25 protein-coding genes are annotated in these 22,995 nt (G+C 63.7%); 15 read left to right on the top strand and 10 right to left on the bottom strand.

The window, feature by feature from the left end; all coding sequences use genetic code 11:
* Window positions 1-50 precede the first annotated feature (50 nt).
* The 11 genes from ASG64_RS07035 (at window position 51) to ASG64_RS07000 (ending at window position 10,059) form a co-directional block, all read left to right on the top strand.
* On the top strand, window positions 51-1,433 hold the full coding sequence (locus ASG64_RS07035; RefSeq protein WP_268793317.1) for a flippase: 1,383 nt from the start codon (window positions 51-53) through the stop codon (window positions 1,431-1,433).
* 1,332 nt (window positions 1,434-2,765) lie between these two features.
* Window positions 2,766-3,920, top strand: a complete 1,155-nt coding sequence (locus ASG64_RS21170) for a glycosyltransferase (protein ID WP_156388277.1) — start codon at window positions 2,766-2,768, stop codon at window positions 3,918-3,920.
* The gene (locus ASG64_RS21165; RefSeq protein WP_235579512.1) at window positions 3,917-4,951 is read left to right on the top strand and encodes a glycosyltransferase family 4 protein; all 1,035 of its coding nucleotides are present in this window, start codon (window positions 3,917-3,919) and stop codon (window positions 4,949-4,951) included. The genes ASG64_RS21170 and ASG64_RS21165 overlap by 4 nt, the downstream gene beginning before the upstream one ends.
* A complete protein-coding gene (locus ASG64_RS21160) occupies window positions 4,948-6,027 on the top strand; it encodes a polysaccharide pyruvyl transferase family protein (protein WP_082518166.1) in 1,080 nt (359 codons plus the stop codon). Before ASG64_RS21165 ends, ASG64_RS21160 begins: the two co-directional genes overlap by 4 nt.
* Window positions 6,028-6,299: 272 nt before the next feature.
* Window positions 6,300-6,545 carry a hypothetical protein gene (locus ASG64_RS07025; protein WP_056071454.1) on the top strand — a complete coding sequence of 82 codons (246 nt, stop codon included), beginning with the start codon at window positions 6,300-6,302 and terminating at the stop codon, window positions 6,543-6,545.
* Complete coding sequence (locus ASG64_RS21510; protein WP_156388275.1) at window positions 6,542-6,700, top strand: hypothetical protein; 159 nt, start codon at window positions 6,542-6,544, stop codon at window positions 6,698-6,700. Before ASG64_RS07025 ends, ASG64_RS21510 begins: the two co-directional genes overlap by 4 nt.
* Before the next feature lie 30 nt (window positions 6,701-6,730).
* Complete coding sequence (locus ASG64_RS07020; protein ID WP_056071452.1) at window positions 6,731-7,612, top strand: GGDEF domain-containing protein; 882 nt, start codon at window positions 6,731-6,733, stop codon at window positions 7,610-7,612.
* A 55-nt stretch (window positions 7,613-7,667) separates the two neighbouring features.
* Entirely contained in the window at window positions 7,668-8,423 is a 756-nt protein-coding gene (locus ASG64_RS07015; protein ID WP_056072857.1) for a polyprenol monophosphomannose synthase, read from the top strand.
* A gap of 82 nt (window positions 8,424-8,505) precedes the next feature.
* Window positions 8,506-9,036: a GAF domain-containing protein gene (locus tag ASG64_RS07010; protein ID WP_056071449.1), complete on the top strand. Its 531-nt coding sequence runs from the start codon at window positions 8,506-8,508 to the stop codon at window positions 9,034-9,036.
* The gene (locus ASG64_RS07005) at window positions 8,990-9,298 is read left to right on the top strand and encodes an ANTAR domain-containing protein (protein WP_056071445.1); all 309 of its coding nucleotides are present in this window, start codon (window positions 8,990-8,992) and stop codon (window positions 9,296-9,298) included. The genes ASG64_RS07010 and ASG64_RS07005 overlap by 47 nt, the downstream gene beginning before the upstream one ends.
* Complete coding sequence (locus ASG64_RS07000; protein ID WP_056071442.1) at window positions 9,295-10,059, top strand: GAF domain-containing protein; 765 nt, start codon at window positions 9,295-9,297, stop codon at window positions 10,057-10,059. The genes ASG64_RS07005 and ASG64_RS07000 overlap by 4 nt, the downstream gene beginning before the upstream one ends.
* A gap of 1 nt (window position 10,060) precedes the next feature.
* Here the strand turns inward: ASG64_RS07000 and ASG64_RS06995 are convergent, their stop codons facing one another.
* The 3 genes from ASG64_RS06995 to ASG64_RS06985 form a co-directional block, all read right to left on the bottom strand.
* Window positions 10,061-10,249 carry a DUF2795 domain-containing protein gene (locus tag ASG64_RS06995; RefSeq protein ID WP_056071440.1) on the bottom strand — a complete coding sequence of 63 codons (189 nt, stop codon included), beginning with the start codon at window positions 10,247-10,249 and terminating at the stop codon, window positions 10,061-10,063.
* A 77-nt stretch (window positions 10,250-10,326) separates the two neighbouring features.
* Window positions 10,327-11,418: a GGDEF domain-containing protein gene (locus ASG64_RS06990; protein WP_156388274.1), complete on the bottom strand. Its 1,092-nt coding sequence runs from the start codon at window positions 11,416-11,418 to the stop codon at window positions 10,327-10,329.
* A 97-nt stretch (window positions 11,419-11,515) separates the two neighbouring features.
* A complete protein-coding gene (locus ASG64_RS06985) occupies window positions 11,516-11,998 on the bottom strand; it encodes an Lrp/AsnC family transcriptional regulator (protein ID WP_056071434.1) in 483 nt (160 codons plus the stop codon).
* 241 nt (window positions 11,999-12,239) lie between these two features.
* Here ASG64_RS06985 and ASG64_RS06980 point away from each other — a divergent pair, with 241 nt between their 5' ends.
* Window positions 12,240-13,853, top strand: coding sequence for a polysaccharide biosynthesis tyrosine autokinase (locus tag ASG64_RS06980; RefSeq protein ID WP_082518164.1), 1,614 nt, complete (start codon window positions 12,240-12,242; stop codon window positions 13,851-13,853).
* 76 nt (window positions 13,854-13,929) lie between these two features.
* On the opposite strand, the gene ASG64_RS21505 is transcribed toward ASG64_RS06980, so the two are convergent.
* Window positions 13,930-14,115 (bottom strand): hypothetical protein, encoded by a 186-nt coding sequence (locus ASG64_RS21505; protein ID WP_156388273.1) that lies wholly within the window; start codon window positions 14,113-14,115, stop codon window positions 13,930-13,932.
* A 266-nt stretch (window positions 14,116-14,381) separates the two neighbouring features.
* Here ASG64_RS21505 and ASG64_RS06975 point away from each other — a divergent pair, with 266 nt between their 5' ends.
* A complete protein-coding gene (locus ASG64_RS06975; protein ID WP_162245368.1) occupies window positions 14,382-14,927 on the top strand; it encodes a LecA/PA-IL family lectin in 546 nt (181 codons plus the stop codon).
* A gap of 238 nt (window positions 14,928-15,165) precedes the next feature.
* Here ASG64_RS06975 and ASG64_RS06970 read toward each other — a convergent pair whose 3' ends face one another.
* From ASG64_RS06970 to ASG64_RS06960, 3 genes are all read right to left on the bottom strand, one after another.
* On the bottom strand, window positions 15,166-15,528 hold the full coding sequence (locus ASG64_RS06970; protein ID WP_056071425.1) for a hypothetical protein: 363 nt from the start codon (window positions 15,526-15,528) through the stop codon (window positions 15,166-15,168).
* 85 nt (window positions 15,529-15,613) lie between these two features.
* Window positions 15,614-16,126 (bottom strand): arsenate reductase/protein-tyrosine-phosphatase family protein, encoded by a 513-nt coding sequence (locus tag ASG64_RS06965; protein ID WP_056071422.1) that lies wholly within the window; start codon window positions 16,124-16,126, stop codon window positions 15,614-15,616.
* 26 nt (window positions 16,127-16,152) lie between these two features.
* The gene (locus ASG64_RS06960) at window positions 16,153-17,265 is read right to left on the bottom strand and encodes a GGDEF domain-containing protein (protein ID WP_082518162.1); all 1,113 of its coding nucleotides are present in this window, start codon (window positions 17,263-17,265) and stop codon (window positions 16,153-16,155) included.
* Between the two features lie 112 nt (window positions 17,266-17,377).
* On the opposite strand from ASG64_RS06960, the gene ASG64_RS06955 reads away from it, so the two are divergent.
* Window positions 17,378-18,700 (top strand): NAD(P)/FAD-dependent oxidoreductase, encoded by a 1,323-nt coding sequence (locus tag ASG64_RS06955; protein ID WP_056071416.1) that lies wholly within the window; start codon window positions 17,378-17,380, stop codon window positions 18,698-18,700.
* 147 nt (window positions 18,701-18,847) lie between these two features.
* Window positions 18,848-20,311 carry an Hsp70 family protein gene (locus ASG64_RS06950; RefSeq protein ID WP_056071413.1) on the top strand — a complete coding sequence of 488 codons (1,464 nt, stop codon included), beginning with the start codon at window positions 18,848-18,850 and terminating at the stop codon, window positions 20,309-20,311.
* A 209-nt stretch (window positions 20,312-20,520) separates the two neighbouring features.
* On the opposite strand, the gene ASG64_RS06945 is transcribed toward ASG64_RS06950, so the two are convergent.
* The 3 genes from ASG64_RS06945 to ASG64_RS06935 are packed head-to-tail and all read right to left on the bottom strand — an operon-like array spanning window position 20,521 to window position 22,888.
* A complete protein-coding gene (locus ASG64_RS06945) occupies window positions 20,521-21,054 on the bottom strand; it encodes a YdcF family protein (RefSeq protein ID WP_056071410.1) in 534 nt (177 codons plus the stop codon).
* 5 nt (window positions 21,055-21,059) lie between these two features.
* Window positions 21,060-22,592 (bottom strand): sugar transferase, encoded by a 1,533-nt coding sequence (locus tag ASG64_RS06940; RefSeq protein WP_056071407.1) that lies wholly within the window; start codon window positions 22,590-22,592, stop codon window positions 21,060-21,062.
* The gene (locus ASG64_RS06935; protein ID WP_235579511.1) at window positions 22,589-22,888 is read right to left on the bottom strand and encodes a phosphopantetheine-binding protein; all 300 of its coding nucleotides are present in this window, start codon (window positions 22,886-22,888) and stop codon (window positions 22,589-22,591) included. The genes ASG64_RS06940 and ASG64_RS06935 overlap by 4 nt, the downstream gene beginning before the upstream one ends.
* Between the last annotated feature and the right edge of the window lie 107 nt (window positions 22,889-22,995).

Here is a 22,995-nt window from a genome sequence, read left to right as displayed (position 1 = left end):
GCAAGAAGAGTCGCGAACAATACGACTCCACCAAGAAATCGGGACTCGGCTTGAGCGCGGCTCCGCGACTCGGTACGGGGGGCAATGCTGCCGTCCTGTTGACAGACAGCGTGGTCCGAATGGGTGCTGCGCTGCTGGTCGGAGTCTTCGTCGCCAGGGTCTATGGGCCTGACGGTTTAGGGTCTATAACTACTGCAATCGCAGTGTGCACTATTGTTTTAGGGTTTTCAGCATTGGGTATGAGCGGAATACTCGTGAAGGAGTTGATCGAAAACCCGCAAAAACGTGGCGTAGTCATGACTACCGTAGTCGTGGGCAAGCTCATACTGGGCTTAATCCTCTACGGGTTGATGTTGGTGATCGTCTGGTACTTCGATTCGTCCGAGTTATTGGTTCTAACGGCCATCATTGGGCTCGGTTACTTGTTCACCTCGCTAGATGTTTTCGAAGCAAACTTCAATGCAGACAGCGACTTCAAGCGATTGGTCGGGCTGCATATCGCGGGGGTTACGGTGGCAACAGGCGCTAAGGTGCTGGTTCTGCTGTTGAACGGTGACATCCGATGGCTGGCTGTGGGTTACGCTTTAGATTATATGCTCCTCTACGCTTTACCGGCAATGTTCTTCTTCCGCCGGATTGCGCGCCGAGCAGTTGAATCGATCAGTTATACCCCGGGCTTTCGTCGGTCAGAAATGTCGAAATTGCTCGGCCGAAGTTGGCCAATAATGATTTCTGGCTTTCTGGCTCAGGTCAACCTTCGTATTGATTCGATCATGATCGCCGCATTGGTATCTGTAAGCCAGGTAGGCATCTACAGCGCAGCGGGGAGGCTATCCGAGTCTTGGACAGTTCTGGCCATGGCGCTGGTATCTGCGTCGTTTCCAGCACTCGTGCGATCCTCGAAATCAGATCGGGACGCCTACTCAATTGGCTTAACGCGATTGCTCAGGTTGCTGATATGGATAAGCCTCGGAGGAGCCCTGGCGGTGATGGCGACGAGCCAATGGATAATTCAGATACTCTATGGCGATTCCTTCCAGGCTAGCTCCACGATTCTCTCCATCCATATTTTCGGCGGAATGTTTCTCTTTATGCGCACAGCGTTGTCTAGATGGCTAATTGTCGAGGATTTGTATATGTTCAGTCTAGTTTCGCACGGAACAGGCGCTGCCGTTAACATCATCGGGAACGCTCTGGTGCTTGACCGGTTTGGAATAATTGGTGCAGCCTGGGTATCTGTAATCTCGTACGCAACTTCCGGCTTGTTGTTCCTCCTATTTACATCGCGTACGCGGGTGTTGTTCTTCATAATATTGTGGGCAGCAGTCCCGGGGAAATACGGGTCGAGGGGGGTTAGGAAGTTGGTCGACTCATTGCCGTCAGCGGTCGGCCAAGCACCTGTATCTGATGACAACTTGGGGACAAGACTGTGATCGCCAGGAGAACGCTGCTGCAAATGATGATAGGAGCGGTCTGCGTCACCGCGACATCGTCATGCACAGGAGGGTCGCGAAGTAGCGTCGACGTCACTGGACTGGTTGAAAACGCAATCACAGGATGGTGGATCGATCCACCCGCGATGGGAATGGAGGGAATCACCTACTTCGGAGCGGCAGGATCAGACGGATCCGTACTGGTCAATGCTGTTGGCGAGTCTTCGAGTCAGTCAGTACGGGTCGCCAGATCGGGTGTAGACGACCATAACGGACCCGCGGTGTGGGCGGAGTCCGGCGTTCCTCTGGTCACCGCTTGGTCGTTGCACAACGCCGATCGACTTGTGAGGGTACGCGTCGGCGGTATCGCTGGGTCGTCGGAAGCGCTATCCTTTGGCCCGGAGTTTACTCTCGAGCTCGGTGGGACTGTTAGTTACGCCAAACTGTTCCGCGTGGGCACAGTCCTTTCAAGTAATTCTTGGCGATTTAAGTTGCTCGTCAGAGTGCGCTACGACGAGGGCGGCAAGTTTCTCTATACCTGGAGCGTCTGCAACCTGCTGGTTGACAAAGGCGATAATTCAGTTCAATGGCAGGGTAAGGAGGAAACGCTATTTGCATCGACCAACAACCGAGTTCCATATCTCAGTGCGGTTCAGGGAGGCGGAGAGAATCGGACTGTTCGTCTAGCTATCGGTTACCACCCGGTGACGAGCGGTGACCAAGCGCCTATCCGATATGCAACATACGATCTTGTAGACGATACGGTTTACAACGCGTCCGGGGTTCTGATGTGGTCCTTGAACGATGGCTTGAGTCGTGATCGAATTGACCGGCGCCTAGGCTACGTCGTCGGACCAACCGCTAGCGGGAGTATGCGTAGACGATTCCTAGGGGTAGCCGCGGGGCCGAGTGCTCCCGCGGTCCTGTACGCGGAGTGGGAGTTATCAAATGAGAACCAGGGTTCTTACATGGTGGCGTCAGAAGGTCCAGTCGGTGAGCTATGGACCGCCTCCAGTTTGGGGCCGGCCGGCGTTCGCTTCGGGCATTCCGACACTGCCAACTACGTGTCAGGTGCATGCTTCAACGGCTATCCTCGTGTTTCGCCGGATGTGATCATTGTGCGAAATATGGGACAGGCGTGCGTTATCGAAAGGTGTTCGCCAGGTTCTGTTGGATGGCTACGTGAAGAAATTGCCACCTTACCGTATATTGTTGCTAGGCCCATAGCTTCGGTTGCTGGCGGATCAGATGGAGTCATAGTGTCCAGGATCGAAACCTACGGGGACGAAGCGGGCGGTTTCAAAGAATTTAGTGGTCAGGTCGTTTCGCTCCATGAATGACATAGAGAACACTCCGTCAGTAACCACTGCCCTGGGACCGGTACGTGTCCTGCACGTTACCGAAGCGTTTGGCGGCGGCATCCAGACAGCGATCGCGTCATACGTGGCGAATTCGCCGGTTCACGTGACACACAGTGTTATTGCGCGCGAACGATCCGGACACGAGACTCACGCAGATCTAGGTTGCCCCGTGCAATTAGTTCGAGGATCGTTACGGCAATTCTTCGCATCTGTGTCTGCAGAAGTCACGCGTCTGTCGCCGGACATCGTCCATCTACACTCGAGTTTCGCTGGGGCCTATAGATTGCTCGCATCGCGGAAATTGAAGTTGATTTATACTCCTCATGCTTTTGCATTCCTTAGGGCGGACGTATCTCGTTTGAGTAGGTTGACATACCTCGTCATGGAATTGGCGTTTGCGCGTCGGGCGCACGTCGTAGCTGCCATCAGCCCCTACGAGTACAGACTCGCCAGGCGATTGTCGCCCCGGCGAACGGAGGTGCTGTACCTACCAAACGTTGTGATAGGTGATGGTGAACAATATTCGGATGAACAGTCAGTAGTTGCCTCGGGCAGTATCGACATCATCACTATTGGTCGAATCACCGCTCAGAAGGATCCACACTTCGTTGCTGATGTGGCGCGCCATACGGAAAAGAATCTCCGGTGGGTTTGGGTTGGCGATGGCGATGCTAGCGGTAAAGACGCCTTGCTCTCGGCAGGCATCGAAGTCAGCGGTTGGTTGCCGAATTCGGAAGTGATGAAGCTACTTCGGCAGTCTCGGGTTTATGTGCACGGGGCTGCGTGGGAGGGCGCACCGGTCACGCTGTTGGAGGCGGTAGCGAATGGTACGCCGGTAATAGCTCGTGACGTACCGACATTAATTGGCCTAGGGTTTCCATCGGGCGGGGATACTGCAGAAAAAATGGCTTCGTCGATTAGAGAGTTTTTTCTCGACGATGCAAACCAGCAAAAAGTGCGGGACCTTTGTGGCATATCAGCTCGCGTTCACTCAAGAGACGTACAACACGAAGCCTTACAAAGACTATATGCGGGTTTTCCGCTTCCTTCGGTTTTTGAGATCTCGGCGAATCCGCTGCGTGCCTGTAAGGGAATTGTTAATGACGCCGAAGGAGTTTCCTCTTGAGAGTTCTTTATCCCGGGCGAATAGTAAGCCGGAATGTCGGCGGCAATACAACTTATGGGCGCGCCGTGATGGCGGGCGTCCAGCGCGCTGGTCTGTCTACCGCTGAGATCCCGGCCGGCGAAAATCCGCTTTCGACTTTGATCAAGGAGAATGCGGCGCGTTACCGACGGCAAGTTCCCGCCGATTTGATTCACTACTTGGCAGACACCGGTTCCCTGATTGGTGGTGGTACGCCGTCCGTTGTGACTGTGCACGGAATAGCTAGTCGTTGGATTGACGGCGTGCGTAGTCCGCTCAAGGAGTATGTTTGGAGGTCTCGTGTTCACCGAGCCATTAGCACTTCGGTCGCTGTGGTAACTCCGAGTAAATCTTCGGCGTGCGATATCGCAGAAGTATTCGACGTTCCTATTGAGAGAATTGCTGTAATTCCTCATGGGATCGAACATATGACCCTAAATGGTGTCCTGCAACCGCTGTCTGAGGAAGTACGCAACCGTATACCTGCGGAGTTCCTTCTGTACGTCGGTAATATCGAACCGCGTAAAAACTTGGAAGCGCTTATCGCTGCGATGGACGAGCCGGGTGTCAGATCGTTGGGTCTCAAGCTAGTTATAGCAGGTAAGCCGGCTTGGAATTACGATATGACGATGGCGGCGATCAAGTCGTCGTCGCACGTAATCTACCTCGGCTTTGTGTCTGATTCAGATAGGAATGCATTGATGAAAGCGTGTACGGCTTTTGTTTTTCCAAGTCGTTATGAGGGGTTTGGATTTCCGGTTCTCGAAGCTCTGTCGGCCGGACGTCCGGTCATTACGTCCGATCGTGGCTCTCTAGCCGAGGTCGCTGGCCCCTCCTGGATTTCCGAAGACTTGTCGAGCGAAGGTATCGGCGACTCGATAGCTTCCGCGTTGAACGATTCCGGTTGGCTTGCGCACTGCGTTGAAGAAGGACCGCGCTGGGTGACGCGTTTCAGCTGGGAAGTAAGTATCAAGTCTCATCTCGACGTCTATCGGAAAGTTTGCGGCCAGTGAGGCGCAAGGTGTTGATTTTACACGCGTATAGTGCGGCTAATCTCGGAGACGGATTGCTCGTTAGCGAATCAATAGCTGCGGTGCGAGAAGCATTCGGCGCGGATGCGGCTATTACGGTGTGCGCGTCTTATCCAGCTTCCTTTGACATCCCCGATGTCAAGTTTGTCGATGCTAAGCCAAACCGTACCGGATACCGGCGCGAGTACATCCGGATGCTGTTTAGGGTGAATAGTTTTGATGTTTTAATCGGAGTTGGCGGAGGGTATCTCAGAGCTGGAAGCTTTTTGGAGGCAACTAAGGTTTTGTTAGTTCATGGACCGCAGCTGCTAACGGCGGTGATTTCTAAAAAGTCGGTTGCCTATTTGCCGCAGAGTGTGGGTCCGCTCAGGGGTGGATCTGGGCCCCTGATACGTGCAATCCTTCGCCGTGCGAAGGTTGTGTATTTGCGAGACGACAGGTCAATGCAAGAACTCGATATTGCCAACGCGGTCCGAACTTCGGACATGGCGATCTTAACAGCCGATGTTAGCTCTACTCGTGATTCAAATACGGCGCCTGACGTAGTTCCTGTGCTGTCTGTTCGCCCTATCGGCGGCGAGGTTCCCCCATTGGTTCAATCATTGGCTCACTCACTTAAGAAGTTTGACGGGTACGTCCAAAGCGATGCAGGGGCTAATCGCGACCGGACGACGATGGTGGAGCTAGGGCCTAGAGCTATTCTGTCGCAAGTTGAATTGCTGGGCCACGGTCCCGATGGTGAACGGCGCGTTGTTGTAGCAGTCCGTCTGCACGCAGCGTTGATGGCACTCCGCGCCGGGCATCTCGTCATTCACCTTGCCTATGAACGGAAGGGGTTTGGAGCTTTCCAAGACCTGGGTTTGCAGGAATACGTCCACAACGTAAATATGTTCGAGCCAGCACGCGTGCAAGAACAAGTTCGAACACTCGTCGAGTCGGTAGATGCGAGGTCTCGTTACGACGCCGCAGTGGTTCAAACCTTTACTGAGGCCTCCGTGAGTTATCGCGCACTGATCAAAACGCTCTCGTGTCTGGCGACCGATTGTGAGCGTGGCTAGGGTGATGCGGTTGCCTCCGGTTGCTGGTGGGGATCATGCGCCTATGTAGGGCAACACAGTTCGTGCGCCCACGTCATGGACTGCCACCGACCCCGCTGTTCTGCTTGATGTCGCAGGGGAACTGACGGTCAGTCCCCACGACGTCGGGGGACATTTTGAATACAAGGCGCATTGTCGGCACTCTGCTCGCAGCAGTCTCGATAGCGGTTGCGGGGGCGGGAACTGCGAGTGCAGCAACCACATCGGATCCTCTCCAGAACTTCGTCGAATCGTTGGAGACGGCCGTCGACGAGTGCTCGTCGGGGATGGTGACCGGCGCGATGGGAGGTGCCAGCGTCGGCGGAATGCTGGGCGCCGGGGGAGGGCCCATGGGAGTCGCGGTCGGAGCTGGCGTAGGCGGTCTGATCGGTGAGATCGCAGGCGGGGAGACATCGTGCGAGGAGCGCGTCATCTCCGGCACCGCAGTCGCAGATCCGGACGACGTGTCGCGCGGACACAAGGGCAGGGGTCGTAAGTGAGGGCGTCTCGCGTCGACGCACGTATCTGGGCGGCCCTGTCGGTCCTTCTTCTCTGCACCACGCTGACACTCATGGTGGGCGGCGGCCCTCCCGTTGCCGTCTGGGCCTTCGTCGCGTCGACCGCCCTGGCGGCCGTCCGGGCAATGAGGACCTGACGACCGCTCTGACCTGCGTACGCTTGTGAGATGAGTTCTCGGCAGGTGGACGAGGGCACGTACCAGGCAATGTTCGACGCCAGCACCGTTCCCATGGCGCTGGCCGACGAGCAAGGATTGCTGGTGCTGGCCAACGATGCCTACTGCCGTCTGGTCGGTCGAGCGTGGAACGACATCGCGGGCCTGTCCTCACGCGGATTCACCCATCCCGACGACATCGCCCAGCACCACGGGATGGAACAGCTCACGGCCGACGCCGATCGGCGCGGTGAGGTGCTGCGCCTCGAGAAGCGATACGTGCGTCCCGACGGTGAGATCCGGTGGGGATGGGTCTCGACCACCAGCGTCGTCAACGCCCGTGGAGCCGTCTGGACGATGGCGGTGATCCACGACATCACCGACCGTCGCACCAAGGAGGACGCCCTCGCGCAGGCCGTGATGACGGACGGCCTCACCGGCCTGCTGAACCGCAGGGGCTGGCGTGAGCGTGTGCAGTCGCTGGTCGGCGACGGCTCGTTGGTTCTCGCGATGCTCGACTTCGATCTGTTCAAGTCGTACAACGACGCTCACGGTCACGCGGCCGGAGACGCCCTGCTGGTCGGGTTCGCCGATGCGGCAACCCGGATGCTCGGCCCTGACGTCGTGCTAGCTCGGTGGGGCGGCGAAGAGTTCGCAATGGCGGTCCCCGATGGCGGCCCGGAGCGCGTCACCGCACTTCTGACCCGGCTGATCGCTGTCATGCCGGAAGAACAGACGTTCTCCGCCGGCTGGGCGATGCTGGGCATCGACGAGGACATTCACGACTGCCTCGATCGCGCAGACCACCTTCTCTACAGCGCGAAAAGAGACGGTGGACGGGGTCGCACGTACGGGGACAGGTCCCTCGGCTCTCCCGTCGACGCCACGTGGTGACGACGCGGAATGTCCGGTTCTTGCGATCGCGGCGCTGATCCAGCACCATTCCACAGTGTCCGAAGCCTCTCCTGACCCCCGTATCACCGTCGTCGTACCCACGTACAACGAGCGTGAGAACCTTCCGAAGCTGGTCGGGATGCTCACCGACCTGCAGATGAAGAACCTCGGCGTTCTCGTGGTCGACGACGGATCGCCCGACGGGACGGGTGAGGTAGCCGAGAAGCTGGGCGTCGAGGCAGCGATCCCGGTGAGTGTTCTGCATCGCACCACCAAGGACGGTCTCGGTCGCGCCTACGTCGCCGGCATCCTGCGCGCACTCGACGAGGGCGCGGACATCGTCGTCCAGATGGACGCCGACCTCTCGCACCCGTGCGAGGCAATTCCGCGCATGGTGCAGACCCTCGCCGACACCGACGCGGCCGTCGTACTCGGATCCCGCTACGTGCCCGGTGGCGCAGTGGCCGAGGACTGGCCGTGGCACCGCAAGGCCCTGTCCAAGTGGGCCAACCTCTACGTCAACACGATCCTCCGCCTGAAGGTCAAGGACGCGACCGCCGGCTTCAAGGCCTGGCGTGCGGCAACCCTGCGCACCATCGACGTCGGCTCAGTGGGAAGCAACGGATACGCCTTCCAGGTGGAGATGAACTACCGCGTCATCAAGCACGGAATGCGCATCGCCGAGGTGCCCATCCACTTCGAGGAACGCGTCGACGGCACCTCGAAGATGAGCCTGTCCGTGCAGCTCGAGTCGGCCGCTGTGCCGTGGAAGCTGCTCCGCTCGGGAATCGGGCGCAACACGACGAAATAGCGCCCCTCGGACGGCCGCACCGGGTGTCGTACATGGGACAATCGATGTCGGCGCACAGGGCGCCCGTGGAGGAGGTTCGCTCGTGGATGTATCCCCCGAGAGTCCCTGCCCCGATCACGAGGGTGCACAGCCCGATTCGGTGTTCTCGTTCACCGGCATCCGGCATGTCACCGAGACATCCGTTCGACTGACGGGTGTGGACGGTGCCGCGGTGGCGCTGCTCGGTTCCTCCCGCGATGTCCGGGAACTCGTCTTCGCCACCACGTCGCTCGCCCAGCAGCTCGACGAACTCCAGTTCACCATCGGTGAGGGCCCGTGCATCGATGCTCACCATGCGGCCGAGCCGGTGCGAGTTGACGACATCAGGTCCTCGTACTCCACCCAGCGCTGGCCCATCTTCGGCCGGGGCGCAGCGTCCCTGGGGGCGCGCGGGATGTTCGCCTATCCGCTCCTGGGCGGATCGTCGTCGTTCCGGTGTCCTCGAGCTCTACCGCACCACCCCGGTCGACCTCACCGACGTCGAGCACGACGCGGCCCGTATGTGTGCGCTCGCCATCGCTCGATCGGTGCTCGGCCACTACACAGCGTCCGACGCGGGGGAGACCGACAGTGACGCCGTTCCCTACGAGGCCGTCGAGACCGACCCGGACGACATCGTGTTCATCGAAGGCGGTGGCCACTACAGCCGCGCCGAGGTGTACGTCGCAGCGGGCATGATCTCCGTGCAACTGGCTGTGACCACCGACGTCGCGATGGACCGCCTGCGGGCACACGCCTTCGCCCGAGGTCGGAGCGTCACCGAGGTGGCCGCCGACGTCGTGGCCCGCCGGATCAGCTTGAAAGACGAACGCGACAGCGGAGGGGGATCCCTGTGAACACCACGCCTACCAGGCTGGCCGTCGCCGACATCACGGCAACGCTGGTCACGCACTTCGACCTTCCTGCGCTCCTCGAACGCATCGCCACGACAGCTCTGAACGGGTTCGACGCCCGGATCGTCGTCATCTCCTTGTTGGAGGGTGACGCGCTGCACGCCGTGGCGACATCCGCAGTGGGAGACGTCGTCACCGACGACCGGCTCTTCACGACGGGACCCGTCCTGACCAGCGCTCGCGAAACGGCCGTGGCCATGATCGGGGACGTGACGGTGCCGGGCACCGGACGGTGGGAGTCGTACCGGACGCTGGCGCAGTCGTCGGGGATGGGCGCCGTTCGCGCCTATCCCATCGCATCACTGGGCGTGGGACTCGGATCGCTGGCCGTCCACACTGCAAACCCGTGGGGCTCGGAACGCCCCGACGAGCTCGGGCAGATGCTGGCAGATCTGGCCTCTCTCGCACTCACCACCAGCACTACCGACGTGCGCCGCACGGACGGTACGTCCGCCGTGCAGTCGGTGCTCAACGGCGCGGCCGCGATCTCGGGTGCAACCGGTGTCCTCGCCGAATACTTCGGGGACTCGACGACGGAGGCGCGCATCCGGCTCGCGCGGCTGGCTCGCGCGCACGGGACCACCGACAGCAAGCACGCCGCCGCGATCATCGCCGCGCAGAACGTGGCTCCGGCCGACATCGGTTCCTCCGAACTCATTCACCTGCCGAAGGCACCGGTTCCGCCGCGACGCTTCGATTCCTGACCTACTTCGTGGTGATGGCGGCGCTGACGGCGTCGGGTCCGTCGTATTGATCGTCGGGCATGGACGACAGTGCGTCGACCACGTCGTCGTCGGCGCCGTTGCTCTTCGCGAGATCGGCCAGGTCCTTCGGCGACGCCGGGTAGTTCGCGCCGGCCAAGTGCTTCTGCAGTTCGATCGGATTGACGGCCATGGGACGGTCCTCTCGTCGGTCGGGTGACAGCTCGCGTGCGATCTACCCGAGGACGAGTGCGGCAAACCGACGCACGGTCAGGAGTCGGCGTACACCACCACGGTGTTGCGGCCCGCCGCCTTCGCGCGGTACATCGCGATGTCCGCGAGGTGCATCCCATGGTTGATGGTCGACGCGATGGGGGCCGCCGTCATCCGCGTGGTGTCGAGGCACGAGACCCCGATGCTCACCGTCACGGGGATGAGGTCGGCCGTGTCGGACAGTGCGAGACGGATCGACTCGGCGAGAGCGTGCAGTCCCGTGGACTGCGCGTCGAGCACCACCAGGAACTCCTCGCCGCCGCGTCGGGCGACCACCGCGCGATCGCCCAGGTGATCGCGTAGGCGCTGCGCAGCGAGCGCGAGCACGCCGTCACCGGCGATGTGGCCGTGATGGTCGTTGACCCACTTGAAGTGATCGAGGTCGACGAGCAGGAACCCCACCTGTGATCGACCGCGGAGCTGACGCTTCGCCTGCACCTCGAGGCCGCGCAGGTTCAGCAGTCCCGTCAGCGGATCGGTCCGGGCGCTGTCGATCTGGCGCTCGAGGTGCCGGTGCAGGGACATCGAGGTGGTGCTGACGATGGACATCGTCGCGTTCACGGCCAGCCAGATGCTGGTGGCCGCCGCAATGGTCGCCATCGCGCCGATCGGCTGCTCGCGCAACACCAGTGCCGTCATCCACGCGATCACGACAGTGGTCAGCACCAGGTGCACCACCACGGTGGCGCGCCCGCCGAAGAAGGCGACGTAGGAGCTGATGACCGCGAACAGGGCACACCCGGCCAGACCCAGAGCGTGACTGCTGCAGAGCAGAAGGAAGATCGACGTCCCCACGTCGGCGTAGACGGTGAAGGCCAGGGCGACCGCGCGCTGGGTGCGGGCCCGCCGCCACCACGTGAACGACTTGCGGGCGGTAGCGACCACCGCGGCCACGGGGAGGGTGGAGAGCAGCACGGCGATGGCGGCGATACGAGGAGCGCCGGCGGCGGGGCCGGCCGCGCTGAACATCGTCAGGATGCCGGGAACGGCGAAGGTCGGAATGAGCACAGCGATACGGCGACGGACGACGTCGGTCAAGGGTGCCCGGGACCGACCACGACTGCGGCCGCCGGAACCTGGGCGTATCACCTGTCGGACGGTATCAGCGTGGAACCTGCGTCGAGGGGCGGATGGGCGCTTCCGTCGGGCCGAATCCTTGTTTTGCGCGGACGTAACGGGAACGGAATCAGGAATTGTCGTTCTCGCTCGCAAGTCTCTCGATCAGCGGTCGGGTGCGATAGGGAATAGCTTCACGCATCACCACGGAGACCGTCGTGCGTTCGACTCCGGGGACCGCAAGAATGAGTCCGGCCACCCGATACAGATCGTCGGCGTCGGCAGCCGAGACTCCGATCTGCAGATCCGCTCCGCCCGAGACACCGACCACCTCGGTCACCTCGGCAATGTCTCGCAGGCGATCGATGACCGCCTCGAGGCGGTGTTGGTCCGTCACGGCGCCCACGTACGCGCGGAGGGGATACCCCAGGTCCCGAGGGGAGACGAGCCGGTCCATCGGCGCGAGAGTATGTGATTCGTCCCAACGAGAGAGTCTGGCCTGGACGGTGTTTCGAGCCAGCCCGAGGACCGAGGCGAGATGGACTCCGGTGGCGCGTGGGATGTCGCAGAGCGCGAGCAGTAGTCGAGCGTCGGTGCGGTCGAGCTTGGTCACATGGTGAACTGTGCCACACGGCAAGCGGAGTGGCCCGAAGTATGCAGTGCTCGTGCCTCCGATCGCGATTCCGGAAATCGGTATTTCTCACATTTATCGCGTAAAAACCGGAGTGGGGTATTCGTCACGTTCCCGAGATGCCCGATGGTCACGACATGGTTAAGGTGATCCCAGAAGTTTGTCCCCAGATGTGTGGTCGGGGTACTTGGTCCGGCCGTCATCGATGTGAGGAGTCGTCTCGGTGGAGATATCTGATTACGTGAGAATTCTCCGCGCGCGGTGGATCGTGATCGTGTTGACCACGGTGGTCGCCGCCGCGGCGTCCTTGGTGTTCTCACTCGTGTCCACGCCCGTGTACGAGGCCTGCACGCGCCTCTACGTCTCCACCGGTTCGTCGTCGTCCTCGGTGACCGAGGTGTACCAGGGCAACCTGGCCTCGCAGCAGCGCGTCGCCTCCTACACCCAGCTCCTCGGCGGCGAGAGCGTCGCGCAGCGCACCATCGACAGCCTCGGCCTCTCCATGAGCCCGTCGTCGCTGGCGTCGAAGGTCCGCACGACGTCGTCACCCGACACCGTGCTCATCGACACGTGCGTGTCCGACGCGAATGCCACCACTGCACGAGATCTCGCGAACGGCATCGGAACGACCTTCGTCGGATTCGTCGAGGATCTCGAGACGCCGCCCGGCGGCGGAGCGGCCTTGGCGAAGGTCAGCGTCGTCGAGCCGGCTCAGGTTCCGGCAGCTCCCGTGTCCCCGAAGACCACGCGCAACCTCGCACTCGGTATCGCCGTCGGTCTGCTCCTCGGAATCGCGCTGGCCGTGATCCGCGACCGCCTGGACAACACCATCAAGGATCGTTCGACTCTGGCCGATCTGTCCGGCGTCCCCGTCGTGGGCATCGTCCCGTTCGACAAGACGATCAAGGAGGAGGCGGCCCTGTCGTTCGCCGAATCCTCGTCCGGCACCGCGGAGGCGTTCCGCGAGCTCCGCACCAATCTGCAGTTCCTGGAGGTGGATTCACCGCCACGAGTCATCGTGGTGACGTCCGCGGTTCCCGCCGAGGGCAAGACCACGACTGCCGTCAACCTCGCCCTGGTGCTCGCCGAGGCCGGTCACCGTGTCGTCCTCGTCGAAGGCGACCTGCGCCGACCGCGCGTGTCCAAGTACCTGGGACTCGTCGGCTCCGTCGGCCTGTCCACGGTGCTGTCGGGTCAGGCCGATGTGCAGGAAGTGTTGCAGCCGACCAAGTTCCACGGCGTCGATGTGCTGGCGTCCGGTCCGTTGCCGCCCAACCCGTCCGAACTGCTCGGTTCCGAAGCCGCACGCACGGTCATGGAGACGCTGCGCTCCGCCTTCGACTACGTCGTCGTCGACGCACCGCCGCTGCTGCCCGTCACCGACGCGTCCGTCATCACCGCGCATGCGGACGGCGCCATCGTGGTCACCCGTCACGGCCACACGCGTCGCGACGAATTGACCCGCGCCCTGGGTAATCTCACGCAGGTCGGTGCGCCCGTCCTCGGTGTAATCCTCACGATGGCCCCGTCGCGCGGCAAGCGGGACTACGACTACCGCCACTACTACGAGACCGACAACACGGTCGCCCGTCAGGACGCTCCCTCCGCCGCAGTGCGGCCGGCGGCGTCGCCCGTCGTCCCCGAACCGACGCCGGAGCCCGCCCCCGAGAGCTACCCCGTGCCTCGCTACGAGCCGACGCGGAGCCACGGCGGCCGAGCTGCTCGTCGTCAAGCCGAGAACGGGAACGGCAACGGCAACGGCATCGGTTACGAGGCCGAGCAGGTTCCGAGTCGGTCGACAATGCGCCCGCCGCCTCGCCGCCCGTACCAGTCCTGACGGAGACGATCGCGCCTCGGCGCCCGATCCGTCCGTAGTCGCAGATTCCGTTCCGACCCGGCGCGACCGGGGAGGTTCAGGCTGCGGATTCCCAGTCCGGGTCCTGGTCGGCCGGCGTCTGGCGGCCGTCGCGCTCGCTCCGTCGGACACGGTCGGCTTCGTCCTCGATCTCGGCGTTGCGCAACGACAAACCGATCCAGACGCTGAGCGCGACTGCCACCAGCATCCAGACGGCCACGACGCCGACGATCACCCACCCCATCGACCGAGTGTCACATGTAATCAAGCAATCACCTCCGTTCTGGGGTCGATTCACAGAATCGTGCAGGTTTGCCTCGCAATGCGTGCGTGCAAGAAGGGTGGCACGCCATTGTGTCGTGAAAGTCGCTTCATTCGATCGAATGAATCATCGTGATACCGCTTTGACGTGAAAGTAGTTGCACTACAGTCGGTTTGCGCCGTTCGCGATGACCGGTATGCGGGGGTGCAGTCTGGTACGACCACGCGGCGCGTGACGGAAGGCCAATGATGACCTCTCGAACATTCGCTAAGCCCGCTCTCTACGCTGCTTCCGTACCGCTCGCACTCGGAGCGCTCCTGTTCGGAGCGTCGACCGCGTCAGCAGCAGTGGTGACGTCCCAGTTCGACCTCCAGGCGGCAACAGAAGGTTTTCAGGACTCCGGCGTCGTCGCGACAGCGACCGGTACGGCTACCGTCTCCGCGACCGGTACCGCGTTCTTCGCCGCCGAACCGCAAGCGACCACGACTCCGGCCGGCGGGTACGGACTCTGCGGCGACACCTGCCCACTGCCGAACGAACAGATCGGCGCTCTCGTCGTGAAGGTGGGTGACGGCGCCCCGACCCTCGCCGGAACCGGACCGACGGTAGTGACAGGTGTAGGCGCGATTCGATTCGCCTACAACGACGTGGCAGGCGCCGACAACTATGCCGACAACGCCGGTTCCTACGCTGTCACCATCACTTACGACGACGGCATCACCCCCGAGCCGGAGCAGCCGAACTGCCTCGACCTCGGCTTCGTCTGCATCCCGCTCTCCGCGTTCGGGTCCTGATACCCGACCGACCACGACCAGAAGCCCCTCGTCCCATCCGGCGAGGGTGCTTCTCTCGCTCCCGTACACGACGAAAGCCGCAGACCAGGGGTCTGCGGCTTCGTTGTCGGCGACGGTGTCCGCCGGTTCGCCTCTCGGCAGGTGGCCGCTCGCAGCGGCTGATGGTTGGTACCCGGGGCATCGGTATCGAACACCGTCGATGAGAGTAACGGCGCCCGTGGGCGGAGTATTCCGCGTGTCAGTTGTCCCCGGACTCGGTCTCGTCCGCGTCGGCTGTGGTCGTCGTCGTGCGGGTCCGGGTGCGCCGCGTCGTAGTGGTCGGCTCGTCGTCATCGGTCGTCGCTGCGGCGGTGGTCGGAGGAGGCGTCGTGGTGGGCCGGGGTGTCGTGACGGGCGCGATCTGCCACGTCGGCGACGGCGGCACCGACACCGTGGGGGCGACGGAGATGCTGCCCGAGACCGCGGAACGGTCGATGGCCGGAGGCGACACTCGCTGCACATCCGCGTCGAAGACTCCGCCGGCAGCGGCGACGGTGAGTCCACCGGCCAGGGCGGCCGCGGCGATGCCCATCACGACGGCGACGGCAGCTCTCTCACGCATCTTCTCCGCGCTCCGTTTCCGCCCGTGCTCTCGAGCCGAGTCATACCGTAACCGGGGAGACGGCGAGGAGCAGGACGAACTCCGATCAGCGAGCGCCCCAGATCTCGAACAGCGGACCGAGCGCCTCGGAGATGGCGTCGCCCACCCGCTCGTACACGTCGGTCGACTGACCGATCGGATCCATGATGTCGAGTTGCGTCACCGGGTTGGCCGCGCGCTCGGAGACCCACGCGGCCGGGTCGATCACCCCGGTGCGTCGTGCAAACTCCGCCGCCTCGAGCAATGTGAACGTGCGCCGCAGGTTGCGGGGCGTCACTGTCAGCACCTCGTCCCGGTGCCTGGAGGTCATCGTCAGCACCAGATCCGCCCCGGACGCGATGGCGGGGGTGAGCCGGCGTGCCACGAAGCCCGTGGGATCACCGCCCAGGGACTCGAGAACGCGAGCCGCCTCGGCCTGCACTCCGTGGCCGATCACGGCGCGAGTGCCGGCGCTGTCGGTGGTGACGTCCAGGCTCAGGTCGCGGGCGAACGCCGCGGTCAGCCGTTCCGCAGTGGGGGATCGGCAGATGTTTCCCGTGCAGACGTAGAGGACATGCATGAGCGGAGTGTAGGTCCGCGCCGGTGTCAGGCGCGCGCGTTGTCCGTCGTGGTGTACGCCTGTTCGTCGAACCGCAGGCTGTCCCCTCCCGCGCGCTTCGCCTCGTACATCAGGCGATCCGCGCGGCGGATCAGCACTTCGACATCGTCGACGTTGCGGGTCCACCTGCTGCCCGGAATCCAGGCGACTCCGGCACTCGCCGTGACGGGTACCTCGTCGGCGTCGCACCGGACGGCGGCGTGCACGTCGTCGAGACGGTTCCGCATCTCCGCGCACGTCACGATCCCGATGACACAGAACTCCTCGCCGCCGAGACGGGCGACGTACGCCCAGGTGTTCGTGCGGGTTTGCAACCGTTCGGTGACCCGTCGCAGCACCTCGTCGCCGCCGTCGTGGCCCACGCGGTCGTTGACCGCCTTGAACCTGTCGAGGTCGATCACCATCATCGCCACCACCTCGTCGTGGCGCGCCGTCGCCAGCAATGGCGCGTGCACCACCGCGCCGAGCCCCCGGCGGTTGAGTGCTCCGGTCAGCGGATCGGTGCCCGATTGATACGCGTCGTCCCGCAGGTTGGACAGCGGGATCTGCGAGAGCAACGGTGCGAGGAGGAACAGCGCCAACTGCACGACCAGTAGAACGGACAGGTAGGCCACGTCTCTGCCGCCCTCCACGGCGGCCGAGACGAAGAAGTACAGGGACACGGCCACCGTCAGCGCGATGTGCGCCACGAGCGTGCGGATCGAGTGGAAGTAGCCGCAGTAGATGCCGAGCAAGGCGAACACCACGGACACGGTGAACGAGGCCTGCACGTCGGCCAGCATCGACAGCCCCACCACCAACGCCACGTCGTCGCCGAACAGGAAGACGAGTGATTGTCGACGAGACGGCCACGTCCCGCGGAGCCACAGCAGCGCCGACACGGCGCCGGTGACCAGACAGGCGATGAACACGGCGCGGGCGAAAGGTGAGGGAGGTGCCCCGCTGGTGAACAGCAGCAGGGAACCGGCGAGCACCACCATGAGCACCACTGCGGCCATCATGCGGCGGTAGGGCCGCTGCAGCCCGCGCTGCGCCATGTAGCCGGGCATGGCGGAGTAGTCGAACGGCCGAGTCCACCACTCACCCACAACACGGAACATCGACTGGTATCTCTCGGCTGGGAAGAATGGGGAAAGGTAGACCTACTCACAAGTTCGTGACGACGCCCCGCTTCGTTACAGCACAGCGGCCTCGCGTGGCAGGATTTCGACCATGGTTGATGAACTTTCACGACAGCGCCCGAGCGTCGTCGTCGTCGGCGGCGGATTCGGCGGTCTCTACGCCGCCCGGCAACTACGGCACATCGACGGCGACGTCACCGTGCTCGACCGCGGAACGTCCCACGTGTTCCAGCCGCTGCTCTACCAGTGCGCGACCGGGCTGCTCTCCGAGGGATCGATCACCTCGCCGTTGCGGCACCTGCTGCGCAAGCAGGAGAACACCCATGTCGCGCTCGGGGAGGCGTCGGCAATCGACATGGAGGGGCGCACCCTCACCGCGTCGCGCATGGACGGATCGACTTTCGAGCTGCCGTTCGACTACCTCGTCTTCGCTGCCGGGATGCAGCAGAGCTACCACGGCAACGAGGAGTTCGCGCAGTACGCACCGGGCATGAAGACCGTCGACGACGCCCTCGCGATCCGACGGAAACTGATCGGCGCGTTCGAGATGGCCGAGTCGCTGCCCACCGCCGAGGAGCGGCGCCCGTGGCTGACCTTCGCCGTGTCCGGAGGCGGCCCCACCGGTGTGGAGATCGCCGGCCAGATCCGCGAACTCGCGGTGGGCGCCCTCGAGCACGAATTCCGCTCCATCGACCCCGCCGAAGCCCGCGTGCTGCTCTTCCACGGCGGCGATCGAGTCTTGGAGTCCTTCGACGCCCGGTTGTCGGGCAAGGCGCAGAAGACGCTCGACAGCATCGGCGTGGAGACGCACCTCGGGGTTCACGTGACCGACGTGAAGGCCGACCACATCGAAGTGACCCGTAAGTCGGACAAGCAGAAGACCACGTACGACACCCACACCGTGCTGTGGACCGCGGGCGTCGAAGCCGTGCCCTTCGCGCACACCCTCGCCGCCGCGCTCGGCGTGACGCAGGCACGCGGTGGCCGCATCCCGGTCGAGAAGGACCTGTCCGTCGCGGGCCACCCGAACGTCTACGTCGTCGGCGACGTCAGCGCGCTCGACGATCTGCCCGGTGTCGCCGAAGTCGCGATGCAGGGTGGTCGGCACGCCGGCAAGATGATCGCCAAGACCATCGAGAGCGGATCCCGTGTGGCGTCTCCGTTCAAGTACCACGACCTCGGCAGCGCCGCCTACATCGCGCGTCGCAACGCGTTGTTGCAGGCAGGGCCCATTCAGCTGTCCGGCTTCGTCGGGTGGGCCGCATGGGGCGCCATCCACATCGCCTTCCTTTCCGGTCGCCGCAACCGCGCGGGGACGTTGATCAACTGGGCTGCAACGTTGGCGTCGGGAACCCGGCGTGAGCGTGCGGTGACCTTCGGCGATCCCGAGACGGCACGCATGCCGTACGCCTGAATGGCAGGGAACGGAAACGGTCTGCGCGTTCACGGAATGGCGTAATAACCGTCGGTGCGACGGCTACGGCATTGTCTTGTTACACTCGGCGACTGCAAGCGCGCACCGACTCGATCGTGCGCTCGATCGGTCTGACTGGGGCGGTTCATGACTTCGGTACTCGGGGTGTCGGTAGGCACCAGTGCCGTGCGTCTGGCACGGCCGGTCCACGGCTTACGCGCCGGTGTGCAGGCAGCATTCCGCCACCGCGCGATCGACACGACCTTCGACCAAGCGGAGCAACTGGCCGCCGAGTCCATCGGCGTCATCCTCGCCGACCCTGCCGATCCCGAGTCCGTCTCGGCCACCGGCGTCGCCTACCGCGACGACGCGCAGGCCGGAGCCGTCGCCCGAGCCATGGCGCGCCAGCACATCGTCAACTACCGCCTGGTCCCCGAGGTGCACGCTGCCGTCGAGTTCCTGCGGTCCACCGGCGACCTCGACGGACTGCACGCCGTCGCCCTGTACGACCTGGGTAGCTCCGGCCTCAGCGTCACCGTGGTCGACCTCGACGACGGCCGGGTCCTGGCGTCGCAACGCAGTTTCGACGTCAGCGGCAACATGTTCGACGCCACCATCCGCGACAGCCAGATCAGCCGGCAGCAGAGCGGCCTGGACGACGTGGACGGCCGCGAATTCGAACTGCGCTGCCGCGTCGCCAAGGAGCAGTTGTCGTCGAGCGGTGCAGTCTGCCTGCCCGGCATCGGCGGACTGATCCTGCTGTCCCGCGAAGCGTTCGAATCGATGGTGGCCGTTCCGGTCGAGCAGTCCGCCCGGCTGACCCGCGAGGTCATCGCCCGCGCAGGGCGGCCCGTCGACGCACTCGTCATGATCGGTGGTGGATCGCGGATCCCGCTGGTCCGCGCAACGCTGGCCGGCTGGGTCGGCCTGCCCACCATCACCCCCGCGGAACCCGAACTCGTCGCCGCCAAGGGTGCAGCACTGTCCGCCACCCCGGTGGACTCTTCCGACGTCCCCTTCCGCGCCGCTCCCGTTCAGGGGCCGCCGGAGCCTGCGGTCGAGGAGCCCTTGCCTGAAAGGCCCCTGACTGCTCCGTCCGCGTCGACGATGGCGTACAGCGACGTGCAGGAACGCCCCGCGTCCGCGTCGGCTCTGCCTACCTCGGAGGTTGCGGATCCTCGCGCAGCCGAAACTCCGTCCTGGCTGTCCGGGTCGGGCTCCGTCGCGCCGGAACGCACCAAACGTCCCCGTCTGCCACTCGTCGCTGCGCTCGGACTCGCCGTGGTCGCGGCGATCGGCCTCGCCCTCGGCTACGGCGCGACCCCGGCCTCCACCGCGGACGAGTCGCCGGCCGAACCCGCTGCGGTGACCACCTCGTCGTCGTCCACGACGGTGCCTCCGACGACGTCGACGCGGGCACGGTCCACCACGGCTACCCCCACCACGACCATCGCACCGCCGCCTCCCGTCGTCGAAGCGCCGGCGCCCGTCGAGGAAGCACCCGAGGCACCGGCCCCCGCGCCCTATGTCCCGCCCACCATCCCGGGCCTTCCCGGTGTGCAGCTGCCCCCGGGCATCCAGATCCCGCCGGGGCTGATTCCGGGGTTCTGAGCTGCCGCCGGCGGTTGGTGTTGCGCTGCAGGTGGTTCAGTCGCGCCGGGCGCTGCAACGCCGGGCTCTGCGCACAACAGAAGTGAACCCGACCTAGCGCACGAAAAAGACGAACACGAGCGCCGTAGCCCCCGACGGCATCGCATCGCAGCGATGCCGCACTACGGCGTTCGTGTTCGTCCTGTGACGCGGCCACTGGGGCCGAGTCACTAGCACTCGCTATCGAGTGCAGCTTTGATGTAGCCGGCAGTCTGGTAGATGTAACTGCCGATCCACTGGCCTATGGATTCCTGGGTGGGATTGGGAGACATGGTCACTTCTCCGTCGAAGCACTGCTGCACGATGTAGCGCGACCGTGACAGGTGCGGCGTGTAGGTGACCACGATGATGTGTTTCCAGTTCTCCGCGGCGGCGCGACGCTTGATCTCCTCCGCCTCGCCCTTCGTGGAGTACGGATCGGGGAGGAAGCACGACACCTTCACCGTGTAGGTGCCGTTGCAGATCTGTTGCATGCGAACGTCGTCGGGGCCCACCGAGTTGGAGAGCACCACTTCGGGTGCGTACCCCTGCTCGGCGAGGTCGATGCCGTAGTGGAAGCGTCCGTAGGGCGTTCCACCGAGGACGACGACGGCGTCTGCCTGTCGGAGTGGGTCTACTTGCGGGTGGACGTACACAGGCCAGCCCGCGAGCACTACTGCCGCGAACAACACCGAGCACGCCACCAGGAGGCGGCGGAAAGTCACAGGTCTCAGCCACCGGTCCGCCGCAGCACGGACAGCACCGTACGGAGGAGGATCTTGACGTCGAGCCAGAGACTCCAGTTCTCGATGTAGAAGTTGTCGTACAGCGCGCGGTCCTTCAGCGACGTGTCGCCTCGAAGACCGTGCACGGCAGCCCAACCCGTGAGCCCGCCGGGCACGCGGTGACGTGCGGAGTAGCCCGGGATCTCGGTGGTGAACTTGTCGACGAAGTGGGGTCGCTCCGGACGCGGTCCGACGAGGTCCATATCGCCGACCATGATGTTCCACAGCTGGGGGAGCTCGTCGAGCGAGGTCTTGCGTAGGAACCTGCCCAGACGCCCGACACGATCGTCCTGCGAGATGTTCCACGTCGTGTCCGACTCGGAGCGCGACGCGGGCTTCATGGAGCGGAACTTGAGGCAGTTGAACAGCTCACCGTCGCCGGTGACGCGCAGCTGCTTGAACAGCACGGGCGCCGAGGAGTCCGAGACATGCACCGCTGCGGCGATGGCGAGCAGCAGCGGGGACAGCACGAACAGCGCCATTCCGGCCAGGATGCTGCTCAGCACACGCTTGATGCGCCAGGCGAAGGACCGGTGGGCATCGCGTCGGATACGCACGAGGGGGATCGCGTGCAGGCGGTCCATCTCGCCTGTGACACTGACGAATTCGAACAAACGTGGCACCACGAAGATCTCGCAGTCCATCCGGTCGCACTCGCGCAGCAGGGTCAGCAGAGCCGACTCCCGCATCGCCGAGAACGCGATGACGATGGTGTCGATCTGGTGCATGTCGATGTACGTGCGGAGCTGGTTGGCCAGCGGCTCGACCGGGATGTGGCTGGCGACGATGGCCGGCATCGGCGAGTCGTCCAGCAGCGCATGGGGTTCGAGCCCGTGCTCCGGGTAGGACTGCATGCTGTCGACCAGCTGGGACGCCACGACTCCGCTGCCGATGACGACGGTGCGACGTTGGAACTGAGGGCGTCGACGCAACCGGCGAGCGACGATGTACGAGGTCTCCCGGCCGACCATGGTGGCTGCGAGGACGGACGCCGCGATGAGAGCGGCGGTGAGCAGCGTGGTCGACGGCGCCACGATCACGATGGAGACCATCGAGACGAGGAGCACGATCGACGCCATGAGAGGCAGGTCGTCCAGGAGGGACAGCGTGAGGCGCTGACGGCGACGCTGGGGAAGGATGGCGAACACGACGATCATCGCAGCCACGAGGAGCCGTGGCGCGTCGAACGGCGCGAACAGGATCACCAGAGACACGAGGACGGATTCCAGTGCGATGCCGAGGGCGGCGCTCAGATGCAGGGCAGGCAACCGCGAGATGCGGCTCCGCGGATCCGGGATGTTGGGCCGGAGCGGGATGGGCGGAGTGACCTCGGTGGCGGTCGCCTCCTGCGCGGCCTGTGCGTACTGCACGGCCTCGGCGTGCCGGGCGAATCGCGGCAGCAGGTTCTCCGGCTGCGGGATGTCCAGGTCTTCGCTTCGAAGGTCGATGGGTGCGGTATCGGGATGCGATGTGGTCATCGTGCAACTCCCTTCGCCAGCTCGTCCGACGCGGGCACAAGTGCCGCCACGTGGTCGAGTGCGTCACGGATGGTGGCGATCGTCGAGAACGTCGAACGTCGCAGCAGATGGTCGGGGAACTCGACCTGGGCAGATTCCTCGAGATCGACGAGCACGGCCACACTTGCGTGGCTGCTCAAGCCGGCGTCGAAGAGGTTGTCGTCATCGGCGAGCGCCCACGGGTCGACTGGTAGTCGACCGGCCCGCTCGAGCGAACTACGGACGATGGTGTCCCGGGTTGGTGACGGGTGCGTCACGAGGGTTTACTCCTTGCCTACGGTTCAGACAGACAGTCACGCTCATATCGCGCCCCGCGGCGAATGCATCGTCGACTTACATGAGAAAATCAGACCCATGCGGCTCT

It is taken from the genome of Rhodococcus sp. Leaf247, assembly GCF_001426185.1.
GTDB lineage: Bacteria > Actinomycetota > Actinomycetes > Mycobacteriales > Mycobacteriaceae > Rhodococcoides.
Note: the sequence above shows the minus strand (reverse complement) of the source record. Positions and strands in the feature narration are given on the sequence as shown.